Source organism: Lentzea sp. CA-135723, from assembly GCF_050936595.1.
Lineage (GTDB): Bacteria > Actinomycetota > Actinomycetes > Mycobacteriales > Pseudonocardiaceae > Lentzea.
The window spans coordinates 5,447,972-5,465,795 of record NZ_JBNJMK010000001.1 but is presented as its reverse complement, the minus strand read 5'-3'; the positions used below and the strand labels follow the sequence as shown (position 1 = coordinate 5,465,795).

Sequence of the window (17,824 nt, the reverse complement as noted above, 5' to 3'; positions counted from 1 at the left end):
GGGGGCTGCTCCGAGCAGCCCCCTCTTTTCGCGTGTGTTCCTAGTGGAACGACTCGCCGCGCGCCTCGGCGTCCTTCAAGCGCTGGTAGGAGCGCTTGATCTCGGCCTCGGCCTCGGTGCGGCCGACCCAGGTCGCGCCCTCGACGCTCTTGCCCGGCTCGAGGTCCTTGTAGACCTCGAAGAAGTGCTGGATCTCCAGGCGGTCGAACTCCGCCAGGTGGTGGATGTCGCGCAGGTGCTCGTGGCGCGGGTCGAAGGCCGGGACGCACAGAACCTTGTCGTCGCCGCCCTTCTCGTCCGTCATGCGGAACATGCCGATCGCACGAGCGGCGATCAGGCAGCCGGGGAACGTCGGTTCCTGGACGAGCACGAGGGCGTCCAGCGGGTCGCCGTCCTCACCCAGGGTGTTCTCGATGAAGCCGTAGTCGGCGGGGTACTGCGTCGACGTGAACAACGTCCGGTCGAGGCGGATGCGGCCACTCTTGTGGTCCACCTCGTACTTGTTGCGCACGCCCTTGGGGATCTCGATCAGGACGTCGAATTCCACTGGTCCTCGCTCATGTAGCCCATTCGTGATGCCCACTAGTGTGGACCACAACGCCTTGTCAACCCTCATCGGAGCCGTGGTTGGTGGGTGTGAGATTGCCCGTACCGAGCTAGCGGAGGCCCACTTGCCGGACGAGCCCCAGTGGCCGACCGAGGACGACGACGCAGGGTCGGTCGCCGCCGCGCAACAGCCAACGGTGCAGGTCAGCCGCCCTTCGGTGGATCAGCCGACGATGCGTTTCCCGCTCGCGGCCGTGCTCTCGCCGCCGTCCACACCGGAGCCGCCGAGGTCGTCGCCGATCCGTTCCGCCCCGAACGGTGCGGGTGCGGCCTCCGGCCCCTCGGGTGTGCCAGTGCCCGGTTTCGGAGGTTCTCCGGCGCCCTCCGCGGAAATCGCCGGTGGGAAGTCTCACGGCCCGATTGGGCCGGAAGTCGGCCAACCTCGGGCCGTCCCGGTGCGCGTCGAGCCGAAGGCCGACCAGCGCACGACCGAGCTGGCCGTGCCGAACGCCAAGACGGCGCGCGTCGACCAGCTGCCGCACCTCGACCAGTCGTGGTTCGACCAGCCCGTGCGGCCGGAGCCGGCGCCGTCGCGTCCCGAGCAGACGAAGCGGGTCGACCAGCTGCAGAGCGCCCCGCCGCCTCCGCCGCGTCCCGAGCAGACCCGTCCGGTGGCGCCTCCGCCGCCGCGGCAGGAACCGCGCGACCTGCCCGTCACGGGCTACGAGGAGGAGCCGGAGGACCGGCTCACGACCGACGAGCCGCGCAAGAGCCGCAAGGGCCTCGTCGTCGTGCTCAGCCTGGTCGTCGTCGCGGCTCTCGCGGGCGCCACGATCTACGCCGTGCAGGAGTTCGGCGGCACGAAGGCGGTCGAGACCAGGCCCCCTGCCGCTCCGGCCAACGTCCAGCCGCTGGTCAAGGCCGTCACCGCCGGTGGTCCCGCGCCGTCCGCGACGGGCGTGAAGAGCGTGCTGACCGGACCGGCGGGCAACGGCGCGCTGGGCACGCTGACGGGCAGCGTGATCGACCCGGCGAGCGGCACGGCGCTGTGGCAGCAGGGCGACACCACGCCCGCGACCCCGGCGTCCAGCCTGAAGATCCTCACGGCCGCGGCCGCGCTGCTCAGCCTGGAGAAGACCGACCAGCTCTCCACCAAGGTCGTGGCGGGCGCGGAACCCGGCACGGTTGTGATCGTCGGCGGCGGTGACCCGACGATCTCCGGCCTGCCCGGCAAGTCGGTCTACCCCGGCGCCGCGACGCTCGACGACCTCGTCGGCCAGGTCAAGGCCAAGGGGCCGGTGACCAAGGTCCAGTTCGACCTCAGCCGGTACGCGGGCGAGGCGCTCGGGCCGCAGTGGGAGACCGCGGACATCGCGGGCGGGTCGGTCGCGCCGATCGTGCCGTTCATGCTCGACGGCGGACGGGTCGACCAGTCCAACGTCAACGGTGCGCGCACGGCGAGCCCCGGCCAGGCGGCGGCGGACGCGTTCGCGCAGCGACTCGGGGCTCCTGGAGCCACCGCCGGTGCGGCTCCGGCCGGCGCGCAGGTGCTCGGCGAGATCAAGTCGGCGCCGATCGAGCAGCTCGTCGACAACATGATGCAGATCTCGGACAACGTGCTGACCGAGGCGGTCGCGCGCGAGATCGCTCTCAAGACGGGCAACGAGGCGTCGTTCGCGGGGGGCGTGAAGGCCGTCCGCGACGTGCTGACCAAGGCGGGCTTCGACCTCACCGCGGCGAACCTCGTGGACGGCAGTGGACTGTCCGCCTCGAACAAGATCCCGGCCAAGCTGCTCACCGACGTGCTGACCGCGGCGGCCAAGCCCACGCTCGACGACGCCCGCACCGCGAAGCTGCGGCCGTTGCTGACGGCGCTGCCGGTCGCGGGCGGCAGCGGCACGCTGGCCGGTCGCTACGACGGCGACGCGGCGTCCGGCAAGGGCTGGGTGAGGGCCAAGACCGGCACGCTCACCGGCGTCAACGCGCTCGCGGGCGTCGTGGTCGACAAGGACGGACGGGTGCTCGTGTTCTCGTTCATGTCCGCGAGCAACCGCAACCCGGAGACCGAGGTGCGCCCCGCACTTGACGTGATGGCCGCTGCGTTGCGGGGTTGTGGCTGTTCGTAGCGGGCCGTGCGCAGGTAGCGTCGGAAGCGTGAACGGCGCGACGGAGGCAGAGCTCGGCCCGGTGGACTGGGAGCTGGCGGTTTCGACCGCCACACGTCTCGTCCGGCCAGGCCCGGTGATCGGCAAGGACGAGGCGGACCACGTCGTCGGCAGGCTTCGCGCTCTCGCGCCACAGGCGGAGGTGCACGTCCGCGAGCTGACCGGGCTGGGGCCGGGGTTGCCCCTGCTGCCCGGTGAGGTCGTGGACCGGCCGGCCTGGGTGGCGGCCGCGGCGCAGGGGCTCGCGGCGCTGACGGGGCCCGCGATGCCCCGGCAGGCGGGGCCGATGGCCGGGCTGCTCGCCGGGACCGCGGGTGTGCAGGCGGGCGTCGTGATGGCGTTCCTGTCGTCGCGGGTGCTCGGCCAGTACGACCCGTTCAGCCCGACCGACCAGCTCGCAGGGCGGTTGCTGCTGGTCGCGCCGAACATCGTTGGGGCGCAACAGGCTCTCGACGTGCCGGACGACGACTTCCGGATGTGGGTGTGCCTGCACGAGTGCACGCACCGGCTGCAGTTCACCGGCGTGCCGTGGCTGCGCCAGTACTTCTCCGACCAGGTCACCGCGCTGCTGTCCTCAATGGACGAAGAGCGCGCGCCGCTGACCGACCTGATCCGCGACTTCCGCACCAAGCTGCGCGCGGGCGACGGCCCGATGGGGCTGATCGAGCTCATCCAGTCGCCGCAGCAGAAGGCCGTGCTGGACCGGCTGATCGCACTGTCCACTTTGCTCGAAGGCCACGCCGACCACGTGATGGACGCCGTGGGCCCGTCGGTCGTGCCGTCGGTGTCGACCATCCGCACCCGCTTCAGCGCCCGGCGCAAGGGCGGCGGCCTGCTCGACCGCGTGCTGCGCACCGTGCTGGGCGTCGAGGCGAAGGTGCGGCAGTACGAGGAGGGCGCCGAGTTCACCTCGTACGTGGTCGAGCGGGTCGGCATGGACGGCTTCAACGCGATCTGGACGTCCGCCGACACCCTGCCGACGCGGGCGGAGATCGCCGAGCCGATGAGCTGGCTGCGCCGCGTGTCGCCGTGAACGGTCCGGTCGCCGAGATCCGTTCGGCGGTCCGCCGCTTCCTGGACTCCGTGCGGCCCGACGCCGTGACCGTGGCCGTGTCCGGCGGCGCCGACTCGCTGGCGCTGGCCGCCTGCGTGGGCCGGCTGGTGCCCGGCGCGTCGGCCGTGGTGGTGGACCACGGTTTGCAGCCCGGCTCAGCCGACGTGGCGTTGCGCGCCGCGCAGCAGTGCGCCGATTTCGGGCTCGTGTCGCGAGTGGAGCCCGTCGTGGTGTCCGGCCCCGGTGGGCCGGAGGGCGCGGCCCGTGCGGCGCGCTACGCGGCGTTGAGGCCCGCGGCCGGGGTGGTGTTGCTGGGCCACACGCTGGACGACCAGGCCGAGACCGTGCTGCTCGGGTTGGGTCGCGGGTCAGGGCCGAGGTCGATCGCAGGGATGAAGGTGTTCGACGCGCCTTGGGGACGGCCGTTGCTCGGGGTGTCGCGTGCCGTCACCCGTGCCGCGTGCGAGGAGCAGGGGATCCCGGTGTGGGAGGACCCGCACAACGTCGACCCGTCGTTCACGCGGGTGCGGCTGCGTGCCGAGGTGCTGCCGCTGCTGGAGTCGGTGTTGCAGGGCGGCGTGGCGTCGTCGCTGGCGCGGACCGCGGCCCAGCTGCGCGAGGACTGTGACGCACTCGACTCGCTCGCCGCCGCCTTCGCCGGCGACTGCTGTGCCGTTGACGACATCTGCGAGTTGCCGGTCGCGTTGCGCCGGAGAGTGGTCAGGGCGTGGCTGCTCGAGGAGGGCGTGCCTGAACTGTCTGATTCGCACCTGCGCCGCGTCGACGCACTGGTGAGTGAATGGCGCGGTCAGGGCGGTGTCTGGCTACCTGGCGGCTTTGTCGTGCGGCGCGCGCATGGCAGGCTCGTTGTGGAACCACAGTCTTAAGCAGAGGGGACCTGTCCGTGTACGACGGCGACATCGCATCCGTGCTCATCACCGAGCAGGAGATCAGCGACAAGGTCACCGAACTCGCCAAGCAGGTCGCGGCTGATCACCCGGAGGGTGACTCCGACCTCGTGCTGATCACGGTGCTCAAGGGCGCCGTGATGTTCATGGCCGACCTTGCCCGCGCGCTGCCCGTCCCGGTGCAGCTCGAGTTCATGGCCGTTTCGTCTTATGGGTCCTCGACTTCGTCCTCGGGCGTGGTGCGGATTCTGAAGGACCTGGATCGCGACATCGCGGACCGGAACGTGGTGATCGTCGAGGACATCATCGACTCCGGGCTCACGCTGTCGTGGCTGTTGAAGAACCTGCAGTCGCGCAAGCCCCGGTCGTTGCAGGTGTGCACGCTGCTGCGGAAGCCGGACGCGGTGAAGGTGGAGGTGCCGGTCAAGTACGTCGGGTTCGACATCCCCAACGAGTTCGTCGTGGGGTACGGCCTCGACTACGCGGAGAGGTACCGGGACCTGCCCTACATCGGCACGCTGGACCCCAAGGTCTACTCGAGCTGAGGTTTCTGAACGGGGCTCGACGTCGAGCCTCTGGCGGAACGCGCGTCCCGCCTCCCGGGACGAAGAAAGCCTGGCCTCCCCTTCGGGAAGCCCGGCTTTGTTGTTTCGCTCGGGTCGGTCAGCAGTTCGGGCGGCAGCGCCGCTGCGAGACCGCGTCCAGCAGGACGGAGCGGATGTCCTCCGGGTTGCGGGCCTGGTAGGCCTTGCCGCCGGTCGCCCCCGAGATGGCGCGCAGGGCGTCCATGTCCACCTCGTCGCCCAGGCCCACCATGATGATCGGCACGGGCTTGGCCGGGTCTGACTCGCGCTTCAGGGTCTCGATCAGGGCCTGGGTGTCGATCGACGAGATGTCGTCGTTGACGCCGTCGGTCATGAGCACGACCGAGTTGACCTTCGAGGCGTCGTAGCCCTGCTTGACGTGGCGGAAGGCCGCCAGGGTGGTGTCGTTCAGGGCCGTGCCGCCGCCGACCAGGCCGGGGAGCTGGGAGGCTCCCGCCTCCAGGCGCTTGCGGCGGGTGACGCCTGCCAGGGGTTCGCCGAGTGGCCCTATCGGGACGAGTTCGATCCAGTCGTTCGGCGGCTTCTTGTCGGTGGAGAACGCCCAGAGGCCGATGGCCGTGGTGTCCGGGAGCATCGACAGGGCCGTCATCGAGGCCTCGGTGGCGGCCTCGACGCGCGTTTTGCCGTTGCTGCCGCTCTTCTCGATCATCGAGCCGGAGACGTCGATGACGGTCAGCATGCGCATGTCGAGGCTGATGGCGCCCCAGGTGCGCAGGAGCTCGGAGACCTGGTCGGCGTTCGGGGTCTCGATCAGCTTCACGTCGCCGGCCTGGACGCCTTCGACGTCGGTCGACCACTTGGCGGGAGCGGCGCCCTGGACGGTGCGGAAGCCCGCCTCGCCGAAGCGCTTCGAGGTCTCGGGGGAGCGCAGCGCCCTCTCGAACTCGGCCGCCGCCTCGCCGATGCCCTCCGGCTCGTTCGGGCGGGAGACCCGGACCAGGGGGTAGTCGAACGAGAGGGTGCCCTCCTTCGGCGGGGCGCCCAGCACCGCGTTGTCCTTCACGGCCCTGTTGTTGGCCACGACGGACTGCTCGGTCGCGGCGAAGAGCGGGGCCTTTTCGGCGTCGGTGGTGACTTTGCCGAAAGCGTCGCGAACGGACGGAACGGCGCTGCGGCCCACGCGGAGAAGAGTGCCCACCAATTCCGGTTTGGGCGTTCCGTCCGCATTACCCAGCAAAGTACGAATCACGAAGAGCGAGGCGAGACCTTCCGAGGTCATCGTCGGGTCGCTCATCGAGATCTGGACGCGCGGGTCGACGACCTTCGACCAGGAAACCGGGGTGACCGGGAAGCCGATCTTGGACATCGCCTGTTCGGAACCTGCCATGACCAGCGGGCTGGTGGCGAGGGACGGCTTGATGTCCAGTTTCGGGGCTTCCGGGCCGGTCTCTGCCGACTGGCGCTGGGCCTCTGCCGCCCACATCGACGAGTCGGGGATCCAGAGGGAGTGGGGGTTGATCTGCGCGGTCGGGAGCTCGTTGGCCACGTCGGCCGCGTTGCGGGACTCGACCTGGACCTGGACGCAACGGCCGTTCACGACCGGCTGTGACCGCTGGTAGTCCTGCGCGGCGGCGTTCACGACATCCAGCGCGGCCGGGGTGACGGCGACCTTCAGCGGCAGCGCGCCGGAGCAGTCGGCACCGCTGGTGACACGCAGTGCCACGACCGTGACGCCCGCCGCCGCGACCACTCCCAGCAGGGCGGCCACGGGGACGGCCACCCGCCGGAACAATCCGGGGGACGTATGACGTGCTGACATACAGTTACTTACCTTCGGTCACGTGTTCACTCTTTCGAGTGGCGGGGGAACACTCGGGGGATGAACGAGGATGACATGTGACCGCCAAACGTACTGAGACGGCGTGACCTGCGTCACTCGTCTGGGTGGCGGTATTTGTTCCGGATGAACCAAAGTGCGTGAACATGCGTGGTGGGGATCACCTGTGGGAACCCCGGACCGCCGCCGCCCGTTGGTTGTCCAGTACCCGGCCAGCGAGCGGTAGGCTGGTCGGACGCGGTATGTGGGTCTTCCACTGCCCGACGCGCAAGTCAGGGAGGGTCGAGGCCGCCCGCCGGCCGTAAGTGCATGGACCGCAAGCGCCTGCTTCGCAACCCGCTGCTGTGGATCGCTGCGGTGTTGCTGCTGTACTTCGTCTTCACCGTTCTCTTTGACGACTCGCGGGGATATCACCCCGTGAAGACCTCCCAGGCACTCCAACAGGTGCGGGACGGCAAGGTCAAGGAAGCCACGATCGAGGACAAGGAGCAGCGTCTCCGACTCACCCTCACCGACGGCACCAGCTTCGAGGGCAGCAACCGCCTGATCACGCAGTACCCGGCCAGTGCGACGGACGAGATCTTCAACGTCCTCGACCAGGCCACCAACAAGCCGACCGTCGAGACCAAGGTCAGCCAGGAGTCCATCCTGATGCAGATCTTGATCTACCTCGTGCCGCTCGGCCTGCTGTTGCTGCTGCTCATGTGGATGATGAACAACGCTCAGGGCGGCGGCAACCGCGTTCTGAACTTCGGCAAGTCCAAGGCCAAGCAGCTCTCCAAGGACATGCCCAAGACGACGTTCGCCGACGTCGCCGGCGCCGAGGAGGCCGTCGAGGAGCTGGAGGAGATCAAGGACTTCCTCCAGAACCCCGGCCGCTACCAGGCGCTCGGCGCGAAGATCCCCAAGGGCGTGCTGCTCTACGGTCCGCCGGGAACCGGTAAGACGCTGCTCGCCAGGGCCGTCGCCGGTGAGGCCGGCGTGCCGTTCTACTCGATCTCCGGTTCGGACTTCGTCGAGATGTTCGTCGGTGTCGGTGCCTCGCGTGTGCGCGACCTGTTCGAACAGGCCAAGCAGAACGCGCCGTGCATCATCTTCGTCGACGAGATCGACGCGGTGGGCCGCCACCGCGGTGCCGGTCTCGGCGGCGGGCACGACGAGCGCGAGCAGACGCTGAACCAGCTGCTCGTCGAGATGGACGGCTTCGACTCGCGCGGCGGGATCATCCTGATCGCGGCGACGAACCGCCCCGACATCCTCGACCCGGCCCTGCTGCGCCCCGGCCGCTTCGACCGGCAGATCCCGGTGTCCGCACCGGACCTGAAGGGTCGCAAGCAGATCCTGCGCGTGCACTCGAAGGGCAAGCCGCTCGCCGCGGACGCCGACCTCGACGGCCTCGCGAAGCGCACCGTCGGGTTCTCCGGCGCCGACCTCGCGAACGTCATCAACGAGGCCGCGCTGCTCACCGCCCGCCAGAACGGCCACACCATCACGGGTGCCGCGCTGGAGGAGTCGGTCGACCGCGTGATCGGCGGTCCGGCCCGCAAGAGCCGGATCATCTCCGAGAAGGAGAAGAAGATCACCGCGTACCACGAGGCCGGGCACGCCCTGGCCGCGTGGGCGATGCCGGACATCGACCCGGTCTACAAGGTCACGATCCTCGCCCGCGGCCGCACGGGTGGTCACACCCTCTCGGTGCCGGAAGAGGACAAGGACCTGATGACCAGGTCCGAGATGATCGCGCGACTGGTGTTCGCACTGGGTGGCCGGTCCGCCGAGGAGCTCGTCTTCCACGAGCCCACGACGGGCGCGTCCAACGACATCGAGCAGGCGACGAAGATCGCCCGCGCGATGGTCACCGAGTACGGCATGAGCGCGAAGCTCGGCGCCGTGAAGTACGGGCAGGAGCAGGGCGAGCCGTTCCTCGGTCGCTCGGCCGGCCGCCAGGCGGACTACTCGCTGGAGGTCGCGCACGAGATCGACGAGGAGGTGCGCAAGCTCATCGAGGCCGCGCACACCGAGGCGTACGAGGTGCTCAACACCTACCGCGACGTCCTCGACGACCTCACGCTCGAGCTGATCGACAAGGAGACGCTGCACCAGAAGGACCTGGAGCGGATCTTCGCCCGCGTCGAGAAGCGCCCGCGGATCACCCAGTTCAACGACTTCGGTGACCGCACGCCGTCCGACATCCCGCCGGTCAAGACCCCTGGCGAGCTCGCCAAGGAGCGCGGGGAGCCGTGGCCGCCGGTCGTCGAGGACGCGATCGAGGAGGAGCTGAAGCAGGAGGACGAGGCCGCGGTCGCGGAACCCGTCACCGAGCAGCTGCCCTCGGCCAACGGCTCGAACGGTGCGCACCAGCCGACCAACCAGGCGGTCCCGCCGAACTACGGCGCGCCTCCCGGGTGGACTCCGGCGACCGTGCCCGGCAGCAAGCCGCACAACGTGTGGGAGCCGAAGCCGCAGCCTGACCAGGACGAGCGGCAGTGACAGAGCAACAACAGCTCGACGGAGACGCCGGCCTCACCCACCACGGGGAGGCCGGCGTCTCCGCGCGGCGGGCTTTCGACCAGGCGCGGGCAGAGGCAGCGGTGCGCGAACTCCTGATCGCGTGCGGTGAGGATCCGGACCGGGAGGGTCTGCTCGAGACACCCGCACGGGTGGCGCGGGCTTACCGGGAGTTGTTCGCGGGCCTGCACACCGAGCCGGACAGCGTGCTGGAGAAGACGTTCGGCGAGAGCCACGAGGAGCTCGTCCTCGTCACTGACATCCCGATGTTCAGCTTCTGCGAGCACCACCTGCTGCCGTTCCACGGCGTCGCGCACGTGGGGTACATCCCGAACGAGCAGGGCCGGGTCACGGGGCTGTCGAAGCTCGCCAGGCTCGTCGACCTCTACTCGAAGCGGCCGCAGGTGCAGGAGCGGCTGACGTCGCAGGTCGCGGACGCCCTGGTGCGCAAGCTCGAACCGCGCGGCGTGATCGTCGTGATGGAGGCCGAGCACCTGTGCATGGGCATGCGCGGTGTGCGCAAGCCCGGTTCCCGCACGACGACGTCCGCGGTGCGCGGTTTACTGCGCACGTCAGCTTCCACCAGGGCAGAAGCGATCGAGCTGATCAGGGGCCGGACGAGGTGACCGGACTGCCTCGTCCCGGCCGCTGTGTCGTGATGGGCGTGCTGAACGTGACGCCCGACTCGTTCTCCGACGGCGGGCGCTACATCGACCGGCGGGACGCGGTCGCGCACGGCGTCGAGATGTTCAAGCGCGGCGCCGACATGATCGACGTGGGCGGAGAGTCGACCCGGCCCGGCGCCCAGCGGGTCGAGCCCGCCGAGGAGATCGCCAGGATCGTGCCGGTGATCCGCGCGCTGGTGTCCGACCAGGTGCCGGTCAGCGTGGACACGATGCGCGCTTCCGTCGCCGCGGCGGCCTTGGAGGCGGGCGCGTCGATCGTGAACGACGTGTCCGGTGGCCTCGCCGATCCGGAGATGGCGTCGGTCGTCGCGGCCGCCGGTGTGCCGTACGTGCTGATGCACTGGCGCGGGCACAGCACGGAGATGGACGAGCTGGCGACGTACGACGACGTGGTGACGGACGTTCGTTCGGAGCTGCTGGAACGGGTCGAGGCCGCGCTGGCCGCCGGCGTCGCGGAGTCGTCGATCGTGCTCGATCCCGGGCTGGGGTTCGCGAAGCTCGGCGACCACAACTGGGAGTTGCTGCAGCGTCTGGACGAGCTGGTCGAGCTGGGCTTCCCGGTGCTGGTGGGGGCGTCGCGCAAGCGCTTCCTCGGCACGTTGCTCGGCAACCGGCCGCCGGACGGCAGGGAGGACGCGACGGCGGCGATCTCGGCGCTGGCCGCGTTCAACGGGGCTTGGGGTGTGCGGGTGCACGACGTCGACCGGACCTTGGACGCGGTCGCCGTCGCCGGTGCGTGGAGGCGGGGACATGGCTGACCGGATCGCGTTGACGGGGCTGCGGGTGCGCGGCCACCACGGGGTCTTCGAGCACGAGAAGCGCGACGGGCAGGAGTTCGTCGTCGACATCACGCTGTGGCTGGACCTCTCGTCGGCGTCCCGCACGGACGACCTGAAGGAGACCTACCACTACGGCGAGCTCGCCGAGATGGCCGCGAAGATCGTCGGCGGCGAGCCGTACGACCTCATCGAGACGGTGGCGGGCAAGATCGCCGACGCCGCGATGGCGGACACCCGGCTGCACGCCGCCGAGGTGACGGTGCACAAGCCCTCGGCGCCGATCCCGCTGACGTTCGACGACGTGTCGGTGACGATCCGCCGGTCGCGCCGGCTCGCGGCACCGCTGCCGAAGGAAAAGCCTTGAGCCGCGCCGTTCTGTCGATCGGGTCGAACCTCGGGGACCGGTTCGCGTTCCTGCAGTCCGTGGTCGACGGGTTGCGGCCGTTCGTCGTCGCCGTCTCTCCGGTGTACGAGACGGCGGCATGGGGTGTCGAGGACCAGCCGGACTTCCTCAACGCCGTCCTGGTCGTCTCGGCGGACGACGTGGACGAGTGGGGCTGGCTGCGGCGCGGGCAGGCGTTGGAGAACGCCGCCGGGCGTGTGCGGGAGCAGCGCTGGGGACCGCGCACGTTGGACGTGGACGTGGTTTCGGTGGACGGGGTGACCTCCGACCACCCCGACCTGCTGCTGCCGCATCCTGGGGCGTTTGAGCGCGCAACAGTCCTCATCCCGTGGCTCGACGTGGAGCCGGACGCCGTGCTGCCGGGGCACGGACCCGTTGCGGCGCTGGAGTTCTCGGCCGACGGCGTGCGGCGGCGTGACGATCTCGTGCTTTCCGGTTGGATGGACTCGTGAGGTTCACCCGTCCCCGCGACCTGACCGCGGTCGCGCTCATCGCCGCGTTGCTGGCTCATCTGCTGCTGCGACTCGCGTACGACACGTTGCCGCCGTTGCCCGTGCTGGCCGGGTCGACGCTGGTCGTCATCGCGGTCGTGGAGGTCGTTCTCGCGTTCTCGCTGCGGGCGCGGATCCAGCGCAAGCCCGGTGCGCGTCCGGTGCAGCCGCTGACGGCCGCGCGGGCCGTCGCATTGGCAAAGGCTTCGTCTGTTTTGGGCGCTTTGATGCTCGGTGTCTGGACCGGGGTCCTGGTGTACGTGATCCCCGTCCGCGACTCGTTCCCGGCGGCCGCGAACGACCTGGTGGCGGCGGTGATCGGGATGATCTCGGCCGCTGCTCTGACTGGCGCCGCGCTGTGGCTCGAGCACTGCTGCAAGACGCCCAATGAGAGTTCCGGGACGGAATAGATACCCGGCCGTAGGTCTCAGTCGCATAACTACGCGGTACCGTAGTGCGCATGACCGGGCGAGGCGCGTCGACCGACGACGAGCAAGAAGATCACGGTCGTGGCTCCGGGCGGTTGCTGTTAGTAGCGGCACTGGCGCTCGCCCTCGTGGCCGCGGCGGTGCTCGTGCTGAGCGACAGCGCCCGCATGCTGCGGTTGGCCGTGGTGGCCGCGTTGTGGGCGGCTCTGGTGGGTGCGTTCCTCGCCGCGAAGTACCGCAAACAGGTCACCGAGCGTGACGACGAGGTGGCCGACCTCCAGTCGGTCTACGAGCTCGAGCTGGAGCGCGAGGTCGCCGCCCGGCGCGAGTACGAGCTGGAGATCGAGTCCGAGACCCGCAAGCGGATCGAGGAGGAGTCGCGGGCCGACATCGAGGCCCTGCGCGCCGACCTCCACGCCCTGCGCGACAACCTCCAGGGGCTGCTGGGCGGTGACGTCCTGGTCGAACGCGTGGCGTTGCGCGCGGAGTCGACCCGCCTGCGTTCGCTCGCCTCCGAGGCCTCCCGCCTGACCGCCGGCGCCGAGCAGCGCATCATCAACGCGAAGCCCGCGATCACCGCCTCCTCCGTTCCGGCCGAGAAGCCGTCCGAGCGCACCGAGCTGATCGAGCGCGTCGCCCACGAGGCCGCCAAGGTGCAACCGCCGCGCCGGGAGCCCGCCCGTCCCGAGCCGGTGCGCCCTGAGCGCGTGCCGAGCTCGCCGCGCCCGCAGCCCGCCGTGATCCGCCGTGATCCGGTGAAGGCCGCCGTGAAGCAGGAACCCCCGCGCCCGCAACAGCGTCCGGGTGCCGCCGCGGCCTCCGTCTCGGCCCGTCTGTCCACCCCCGCCGCTCCGAAGACGCCGCCGCCTCCTCCCACCGTGCAGGCGCAGCCCGTCCAGGCGCAGGTCCACCGCACCGAACGCGTCCAGCGCCCGCAGCCCACCGCCCGCGTCGAGGCTCCCGCGGTCCCGAAGCCGACTCCGAAGCCGGTCGAGGCCCGCAAGCCGCGCCAGGCGGAGCGCACCGAGATGATCGACCCGAAGTCCCTCCAGCAGGCCGGTGGAGGCCGCCGCCGGGCCGACGACCGTCCCGCCGCCGCGGCAGCCCCGGCGCCGGTGCAGGACAGCGGCTCGTGGGAGACCCTGAAGCCGGACGCCCCCTCGTCGAGCCGCCGCCGGCCCGAGGAGCCGTCCCGCCGCACCGCGTCCGAGGACTCGCTGGTCTCGCTCCCGCCGGTGGGCCGCCGGTCGGCCTCGGAGCAGTCGTCGACGAGGCTCCCGGCCGTGACCCCGAGCCGCCGCACCGCGGACGAGCCCTCCGTGTCCGGCCGTCGCGTGGCCGAGGACTCCTCGACGCGCCTGCCGGTCGTCTCGACGGGCCGCCGTGCCGCGCCGGAGGACCCGTCAGGTGCCCACGCGGACGGCAAGTCCGTCAGCGAGCTCCTCGCGTCCCTGGGCGGCGGAGACGCCCCGCGCCGCCGCCGTCGCCGCGACGACTAGGCCCTGTCCTGCAAGTTCGTCAGGTGAGAGGCGCGGGCGAGCGACCCGGAGACGGTGCCGCCGCGATTCCCTCATACCGGGCGTATTCGGGCATCGCGGCGGTGCCGTCTCCGGGGCCCTCGGCTGCCACTGTCGCCCGACGGACTTGCAGGACAGGGCCTAGCCCGCTACTTGTCGATGTCGCCGACGATGACGGCGAACGAGCTCAGCACGTGCGGCAGCTGATCGACGTGTGTGCCGGGCAGCAGCGCTGACAACGCCTGCACGTTGTTGAACGACGGCGTCCTCAGCTTGAGCCGCCACGGCGTCTTCTCGCCGCGCGACGACAGGTGCACGCCGGACGTGCCGAGCGGCGCCTCGACCCGCGTGTAGACCGACCCCTCCGGCGCCTTGATCGCCTTGGGTAGCCGCAGGTTCACCGCCCCAGCGGGCAACCGCTCGAGGCACGCGGTGGCGAGCTCGACCGACTTGGCGATCTCATCTTGGAGGCACCGGACGCGCGCGGCCGCGTCCCCTTCGGTGCGGACGATCGGCGTGAACCCGAGCTCCCGGTACGCCGGCAGCGGGTCGTCGCGCCGGAGGTCGAAGTCGACCCCGCTCGCCCTGCCGATCGGTCCGGTGACGCCGTACTGCTCGGCGCTCTCCCTGCTGAGCACGCCCAGCCCTTCGAGCTTCCCGAAGTCGATGTCGAGCGGGTCCACAGTGGACAGAAACGCCGCGACCCGGTCCGTCCAGCCCGCCGGAACGTCCTCCCGCAGCCCGCCGATCCGGTTGAACATGAAGTGGATCCGCCCGCCCGACGCCTCCTCCATGAGCGCCTGCACGCCTTCGCGGTACACGGCGGCGTTGGGCGCCAACGGCGTCAGGAACACCATGTGCGCCATCAGCCGGTTGAGCTCACAAAGCAGCGCCCGCAACCACTGCGCCCGAGCCGGCACGTCCATGCCCGTCATGCGCTCCACGGCCAACGCGACCGCGAGCTCGTTGCAGAAGGCCGACAACCAGTCGTGCCGGTTGGCGAGCGTCAGCACCTGCCGGTAGTCCCGCACCTCGAACAACTTCTCGGCCCCGCGGTGCAGGTGCCCGACCAGAGGCTCGGCCCGCGTGATCACCAACTCGGGCGTGACGGTCAGCCGGAGTCGGTACGCGCCGTGGGCGGAGGGGTGCAGGGGCCCGAGGTCGACGACGCGGTCAACGCCGAGGTACCGGGCGCCCGCGCCCACGCCGACGGTGATCTGCTCGCTCACCCGAGCATGGTTTCACGGGCGGTGAGGTGGGGCGCCGCACGGTGGAGCGGGTGGCGGGTGGGGGTGCCCCGCGATGGAAGAAGGCGTGTGTGGCTGCGGCGCGGAATCGGAAAGCGGCTGGGCGTCAGCCCCTCGTCACCCCGAAGAAGAAGCAGCCGTGCGACACGCTCCGCACCTGCACCGCCTCGATCGAAGGATCGTTGAACAATCCCTCGATCGCACGATCGAACGCCCCCGGCTCCACCACCGCACCGTCATGGATCTGACCTGCGGCGTTGTAAGCCCGCAAGATCCGCGGATTGTTCAACAACTCAACAGGCAGACGATCCACCAAAGCCCCGCCTGGGCACTCCACGTGCGTGAACACCGGCCCCACCTCGGCGTACGGCCCGGCCCCGAACGGCGCCGAGTACCGGAACAGCCACACGGGCTCGCCGTCCAGCGACTTCCGCAGGCAGCACCGCAACGGCACCCCGGGCGAGGAAGCGCGGTACTCCCGCCCGGGGTCGGCGAAAGAAGCATCAGGCGACACGGTGTGAATCAGCATGCCCCCAACGATCGACGTCAGGACGACCGAAAGCTGGCGGGATTCGGACGCCAAGCAGGCAGCGGTGGCAGCAGGTCCGCCACCGCCACCCCGCGCCCGTGCAGCAACCACCCGAACGCCCCCAGCCCGGCAGGAGACCGCAGCTCGGCGACACGCCCGGCACGGGCGGCGGACTCCAGCCACGACCACCCGGACCCCGCCACCTCCGAGCTCAACCCCAAGGCCCCCAACGCATCCCGCTGCGACACCAGCACGAAGTCCCCGCCGGCAGCCGAGGCACAAGCGTCCAACGCTACGTGCGCCGTGATGTCGCAGGACCCGTCGAACACCACGGGAACCTGACGGCCGTTCCGATATCCGGTCAGGGAGAAGTGCCGCGACGACACCAGGTGCCCGTAGTCGATCGCCAACGCGGCCCCGTGCACCGCGCCCACCGCCGCGGCCCACGCGGCGTCTCGAGGTGCACCGACCTCGGCCTGCTCGCCGTCCCCCAGCGAAGGCCACCACCGAGTGATCCACGGGTCAGCAGAAGGCCCGGTCACCACCGGGCAAGGCACGGCGTCCAGCCACTCGTGCGCGACCAGCAGCCCGACGCACGAAGGCACCGAGGAGGTCCAGGAAACTCCTGGCAGCGGAACGAAAGGACCGACCTCGACGGCGGTCACCCGCAGCCGCGCGGCCAGCGACCCGGAGGCCAGGGACCGCACGGCGCAGGCGAGCTCGCCCCCGCCCGCTCCGACGTCCACGAAGTCCACGACCGGGGGAGACCCGAGCGCCGAGTCCACCCGGGACAGCAGCTCCACCAGCGCCTCGGCGAGTTCGGGGCCGACCAGCGGGGACGTCCTGAAGTGCGCGGCGGGCTTCTCGCCGCGGGCGAAGAAGCCACCGGGGCCGTACAACGCGGCGTGCCAAGCGGCTTCCCAGTCGAACATCGGACAAGTGTGCATCTAAGGTCATTTCTCGTGACCGACGCCGACCTCACGCCGACGCCGAACAGGCCTCCGACGCCGCCGACACCGGCCAGGCCGGGTGGTGCGACCGCCGCGCCCACCAAGAAGCGCATCGAGCAACGCCGCTGGACCGTCCTGTTCCCGGTCGTGGCGCTCATCGCGCTGGCCGCGGCCGGGCTCGTGCTGTTCGCGCTGGGCACGTCGAGCATCGGCATCGAGCCGCTGCTCGTGGGGGCCGCGGCCGCGCTGATCCCCGTCGCGTTCGTCGTGACCGCGTTCCTGTGGATCGACCGGTGGGAGCCGGAGCCGGCGAAGATGCTGCTCTTCGCGTTCATCTGGGGCTCGTGCGGCGCCACGATCAGCTCGCTCGCGTTCAACCAGACGTCCAGGGTCCTCGGCGACCTGCTGACCAACGACGGCGCCACGTTCACGGCAGTCGTCGGCGCGCCGATCGTGGAGGAGGCGACGAAGGCCGCGTTCCTCATCGCCGTGTTCCTGCGGCGCAGGCACGAGTTCGACGGCGTCGTCGACGGCATGGTCTACGCGGGCATCACGGCCGCGGGCTTCGCGTTCACCGAGAACATCTGGTACTTCGGCCGGGTCTTCGTCACCGACGGCCTCGGCGACATGGGCGGCGGCGTGGTCGCGCTGTTCATCCTGCGCGGGGTGCTGTCGCCGTTCGCGCACCCGCTCTTCACGGCCATGACGGGCATCGGCGTCGGCATCGCGGCGGTGACGAGCAACGCCAAGGTGCGGATCCTCGCGCCGATCGGCGGCTACGTGCTGGCGGTCGGGCTGCACTCGCTGTGGAACTTCAGCACCACCGTCGGCACGGGCGCGGAGTTCATCAACCTCTACTTCCTGATCATGGTGCCGGTGTTCGCCGGTGCCGTGACGATCGTCGTGTGGCAGCGCAGGCGGGAGCAGCGGATCGTCGCCGGGCAGCTGGCCGCGATGGCGCAGAACCGGTGGATCGCCAACAGCGAGGTCGCTCTGCTCGCGAGCCTGAACGGCCGCCGCAACTGGCTGCGCGCGGTCAAGCGCAAGTCGGGGGAGCAGTCGGTCAAGGCCGTGCGGAGCTACCAGATCGCGGTCACCGAGCTCGCCTTCCTGCGGCACCGGATCGAACAGGGAACGGCCGGTCAGAGCGCCGAGCAACGCCACGGCGTGCTGCTCGACACCCTGCACGCCGCCAGGGCCGCCGCCCGCCGGTGAGACCGGTCACCGACAG

At 70.5% G+C, this 17,824-nt stretch carries 18 protein-coding genes; 13 read left to right on the top strand and 5 right to left on the bottom strand.

The features are described from left to right. Window positions 1-40: 40 nt before the first annotated feature. Window positions 41-547, bottom strand: a complete 507-nt coding sequence (locus ACQEU1_RS24945) for an inorganic diphosphatase (RefSeq protein WP_433206240.1) — start codon at window positions 545-547, stop codon at window positions 41-43. 454 nt (window positions 548-1,001) lie between these two features. Here ACQEU1_RS24945 and dacB point away from each other — a divergent pair, with 454 nt between their 5' ends. Genes dacB through hpt form a run of 4 tightly spaced genes read left to right on the top strand, consistent with a single transcriptional unit; the run spans window position 1,002 to window position 5,218 of the window. Further along, complete coding sequence (gene dacB / locus ACQEU1_RS24940; protein WP_433206237.1) at window positions 1,002-2,672, top strand: D-alanyl-D-alanine carboxypeptidase/D-alanyl-D-alanine endopeptidase; 1,671 nt, start codon at window positions 1,002-1,004, stop codon at window positions 2,670-2,672. Window positions 2,673-2,700: 28 nt separating this feature from the next. Further along, window positions 2,701-3,744 carry a zinc-dependent metalloprotease gene (locus tag ACQEU1_RS24935; protein WP_433206234.1) on the top strand — a complete coding sequence of 348 codons (1,044 nt, stop codon included), beginning with the start codon at window positions 2,701-2,703 and terminating at the stop codon, window positions 3,742-3,744. Continuing rightward, a complete protein-coding gene (gene tilS, locus ACQEU1_RS24930) occupies window positions 3,741-4,652 on the top strand; it encodes a tRNA lysidine(34) synthetase TilS (protein ID WP_433206231.1) in 912 nt (303 codons plus the stop codon). The genes ACQEU1_RS24935 and tilS overlap by 4 nt, the downstream gene beginning before the upstream one ends. Before the next feature lie 17 nt (window positions 4,653-4,669). Then, window positions 4,670-5,218 (top strand): hypoxanthine phosphoribosyltransferase, encoded by a 549-nt coding sequence (gene hpt / locus ACQEU1_RS24925; RefSeq protein WP_030477529.1) that lies wholly within the window; start codon window positions 4,670-4,672, stop codon window positions 5,216-5,218. 118 nt (window positions 5,219-5,336) lie between these two features. Here hpt and ACQEU1_RS24920 read toward each other — a convergent pair whose 3' ends face one another. After that, window positions 5,337-6,998: a substrate-binding and VWA domain-containing protein gene (locus ACQEU1_RS24920; RefSeq protein ID WP_433206227.1), complete on the bottom strand. Its 1,662-nt coding sequence runs from the start codon at window positions 6,996-6,998 to the stop codon at window positions 5,337-5,339. Window positions 6,999-7,364: 366 nt separating this feature from the next. Here ACQEU1_RS24920 and ftsH point away from each other — a divergent pair, with 366 nt between their 5' ends. Genes ftsH through ACQEU1_RS24885 form a run of 7 tightly spaced genes read left to right on the top strand, consistent with a single transcriptional unit; the run spans window position 7,365 to window position 13,849 of the window. Beyond that, window positions 7,365-9,545: an ATP-dependent zinc metalloprotease FtsH gene (ftsH, locus tag ACQEU1_RS24915; protein WP_433206224.1), complete on the top strand. Its 2,181-nt coding sequence runs from the start codon at window positions 7,365-7,367 to the stop codon at window positions 9,543-9,545. Further along, entirely contained in the window at window positions 9,542-10,189 is a 648-nt protein-coding gene (folE, locus tag ACQEU1_RS24910; protein WP_433206221.1) for a GTP cyclohydrolase I FolE, read from the top strand. Before ftsH ends, folE begins: the two co-directional genes overlap by 4 nt. Window positions 10,190-10,221: 32 nt before the next feature. Then, the gene (gene folP, locus ACQEU1_RS24905; protein WP_433211737.1) at window positions 10,222-11,007 is read left to right on the top strand and encodes a dihydropteroate synthase; all 786 of its coding nucleotides are present in this window, start codon (window positions 10,222-10,224) and stop codon (window positions 11,005-11,007) included. Then, the gene (folB, locus tag ACQEU1_RS24900) at window positions 11,000-11,392 is read left to right on the top strand and encodes a dihydroneopterin aldolase (RefSeq protein WP_433206218.1); all 393 of its coding nucleotides are present in this window, start codon (window positions 11,000-11,002) and stop codon (window positions 11,390-11,392) included. Before folP ends, folB begins: the two co-directional genes overlap by 8 nt. Beyond that, the gene (folK, locus tag ACQEU1_RS24895) at window positions 11,389-11,883 is read left to right on the top strand and encodes a 2-amino-4-hydroxy-6-hydroxymethyldihydropteridine diphosphokinase (protein WP_433206215.1); all 495 of its coding nucleotides are present in this window, start codon (window positions 11,389-11,391) and stop codon (window positions 11,881-11,883) included. Before folB ends, folK begins: the two co-directional genes overlap by 4 nt. Continuing rightward, complete coding sequence (locus tag ACQEU1_RS24890) at window positions 11,880-12,332, top strand: DUF3180 domain-containing protein (protein WP_433206212.1); 453 nt, start codon at window positions 11,880-11,882, stop codon at window positions 12,330-12,332. The genes folK and ACQEU1_RS24890 overlap by 4 nt, the downstream gene beginning before the upstream one ends. Window positions 12,333-12,382: 50 nt before the next feature. Then, window positions 12,383-13,849, top strand: a complete 1,467-nt coding sequence (locus tag ACQEU1_RS24885) for a DUF6779 domain-containing protein (RefSeq protein ID WP_433206209.1) — start codon at window positions 12,383-12,385, stop codon at window positions 13,847-13,849. A gap of 167 nt (window positions 13,850-14,016) precedes the next feature. Here ACQEU1_RS24885 and ACQEU1_RS24880 read toward each other — a convergent pair whose 3' ends face one another. Together ACQEU1_RS24880 and ACQEU1_RS24875 are read right to left on the bottom strand one after the other, a co-directional pair. Continuing rightward, window positions 14,017-15,096 carry an NADH-quinone oxidoreductase subunit D gene (locus ACQEU1_RS24880; protein WP_433206206.1) on the bottom strand — a complete coding sequence of 360 codons (1,080 nt, stop codon included), beginning with the start codon at window positions 15,094-15,096 and terminating at the stop codon, window positions 14,017-14,019. Between the two features lie 124 nt (window positions 15,097-15,220). Beyond that, on the bottom strand, window positions 15,221-15,523 hold the full coding sequence (locus ACQEU1_RS24875) for a DUF1203 domain-containing protein (protein ID WP_433211734.1): 303 nt from the start codon (window positions 15,521-15,523) through the stop codon (window positions 15,221-15,223). On the opposite strand from ACQEU1_RS24875, the gene ACQEU1_RS24870 reads away from it, so the two are divergent. Beyond that, window positions 15,456-15,635, top strand: a complete 180-nt coding sequence (locus ACQEU1_RS24870; RefSeq protein ID WP_433212017.1) for a hypothetical protein — start codon at window positions 15,456-15,458, stop codon at window positions 15,633-15,635. The genes ACQEU1_RS24875 and ACQEU1_RS24870 overlap by 68 nt on opposite strands. Before the next feature lie 25 nt (window positions 15,636-15,660). On the opposite strand, the gene ACQEU1_RS24865 is transcribed toward ACQEU1_RS24870, so the two are convergent. After that, window positions 15,661-16,575: an SAM-dependent methyltransferase gene (locus ACQEU1_RS24865; protein WP_433206203.1), complete on the bottom strand. Its 915-nt coding sequence runs from the start codon at window positions 16,573-16,575 to the stop codon at window positions 15,661-15,663. A gap of 129 nt (window positions 16,576-16,704) precedes the next feature. Between ACQEU1_RS24865 and ACQEU1_RS24860 the strand changes: the two genes are divergently transcribed. Next, window positions 16,705-17,808, top strand: a complete 1,104-nt coding sequence (locus ACQEU1_RS24860) for a PrsW family intramembrane metalloprotease (protein WP_433211731.1) — start codon at window positions 16,705-16,707, stop codon at window positions 17,806-17,808. Window positions 17,809-17,824: the final 16 nt, after the last annotated feature.

Coding starts and splice junctions, on each gene's coding strand:
- folP (WP_433211737.1), top strand. CDS start 10,222: ATGGGCGTGCTGAACGTGACGCCCGACTCGTTCTCCGACGGCGGGCGC.
- ftsH (WP_433206224.1), top strand. CDS start 7,365: ATGGACCGCAAGCGCCTGCTTCGCAACCCGCTGCTGTGGATCGCTGCG.
- ACQEU1_RS24865 (WP_433206203.1), bottom strand. CDS start 16,575: ATGTTCGACTGGGAAGCCGCTTGGCACGCCGCGTTGTACGGCCCCGGT.
- folB (WP_433206218.1), top strand. CDS start 11,000: ATGGCTGACCGGATCGCGTTGACGGGGCTGCGGGTGCGCGGCCACCAC.
- ACQEU1_RS24885 (WP_433206209.1), top strand. CDS start 12,383: ATGACCGGGCGAGGCGCGTCGACCGACGACGAGCAAGAAGATCACGGT.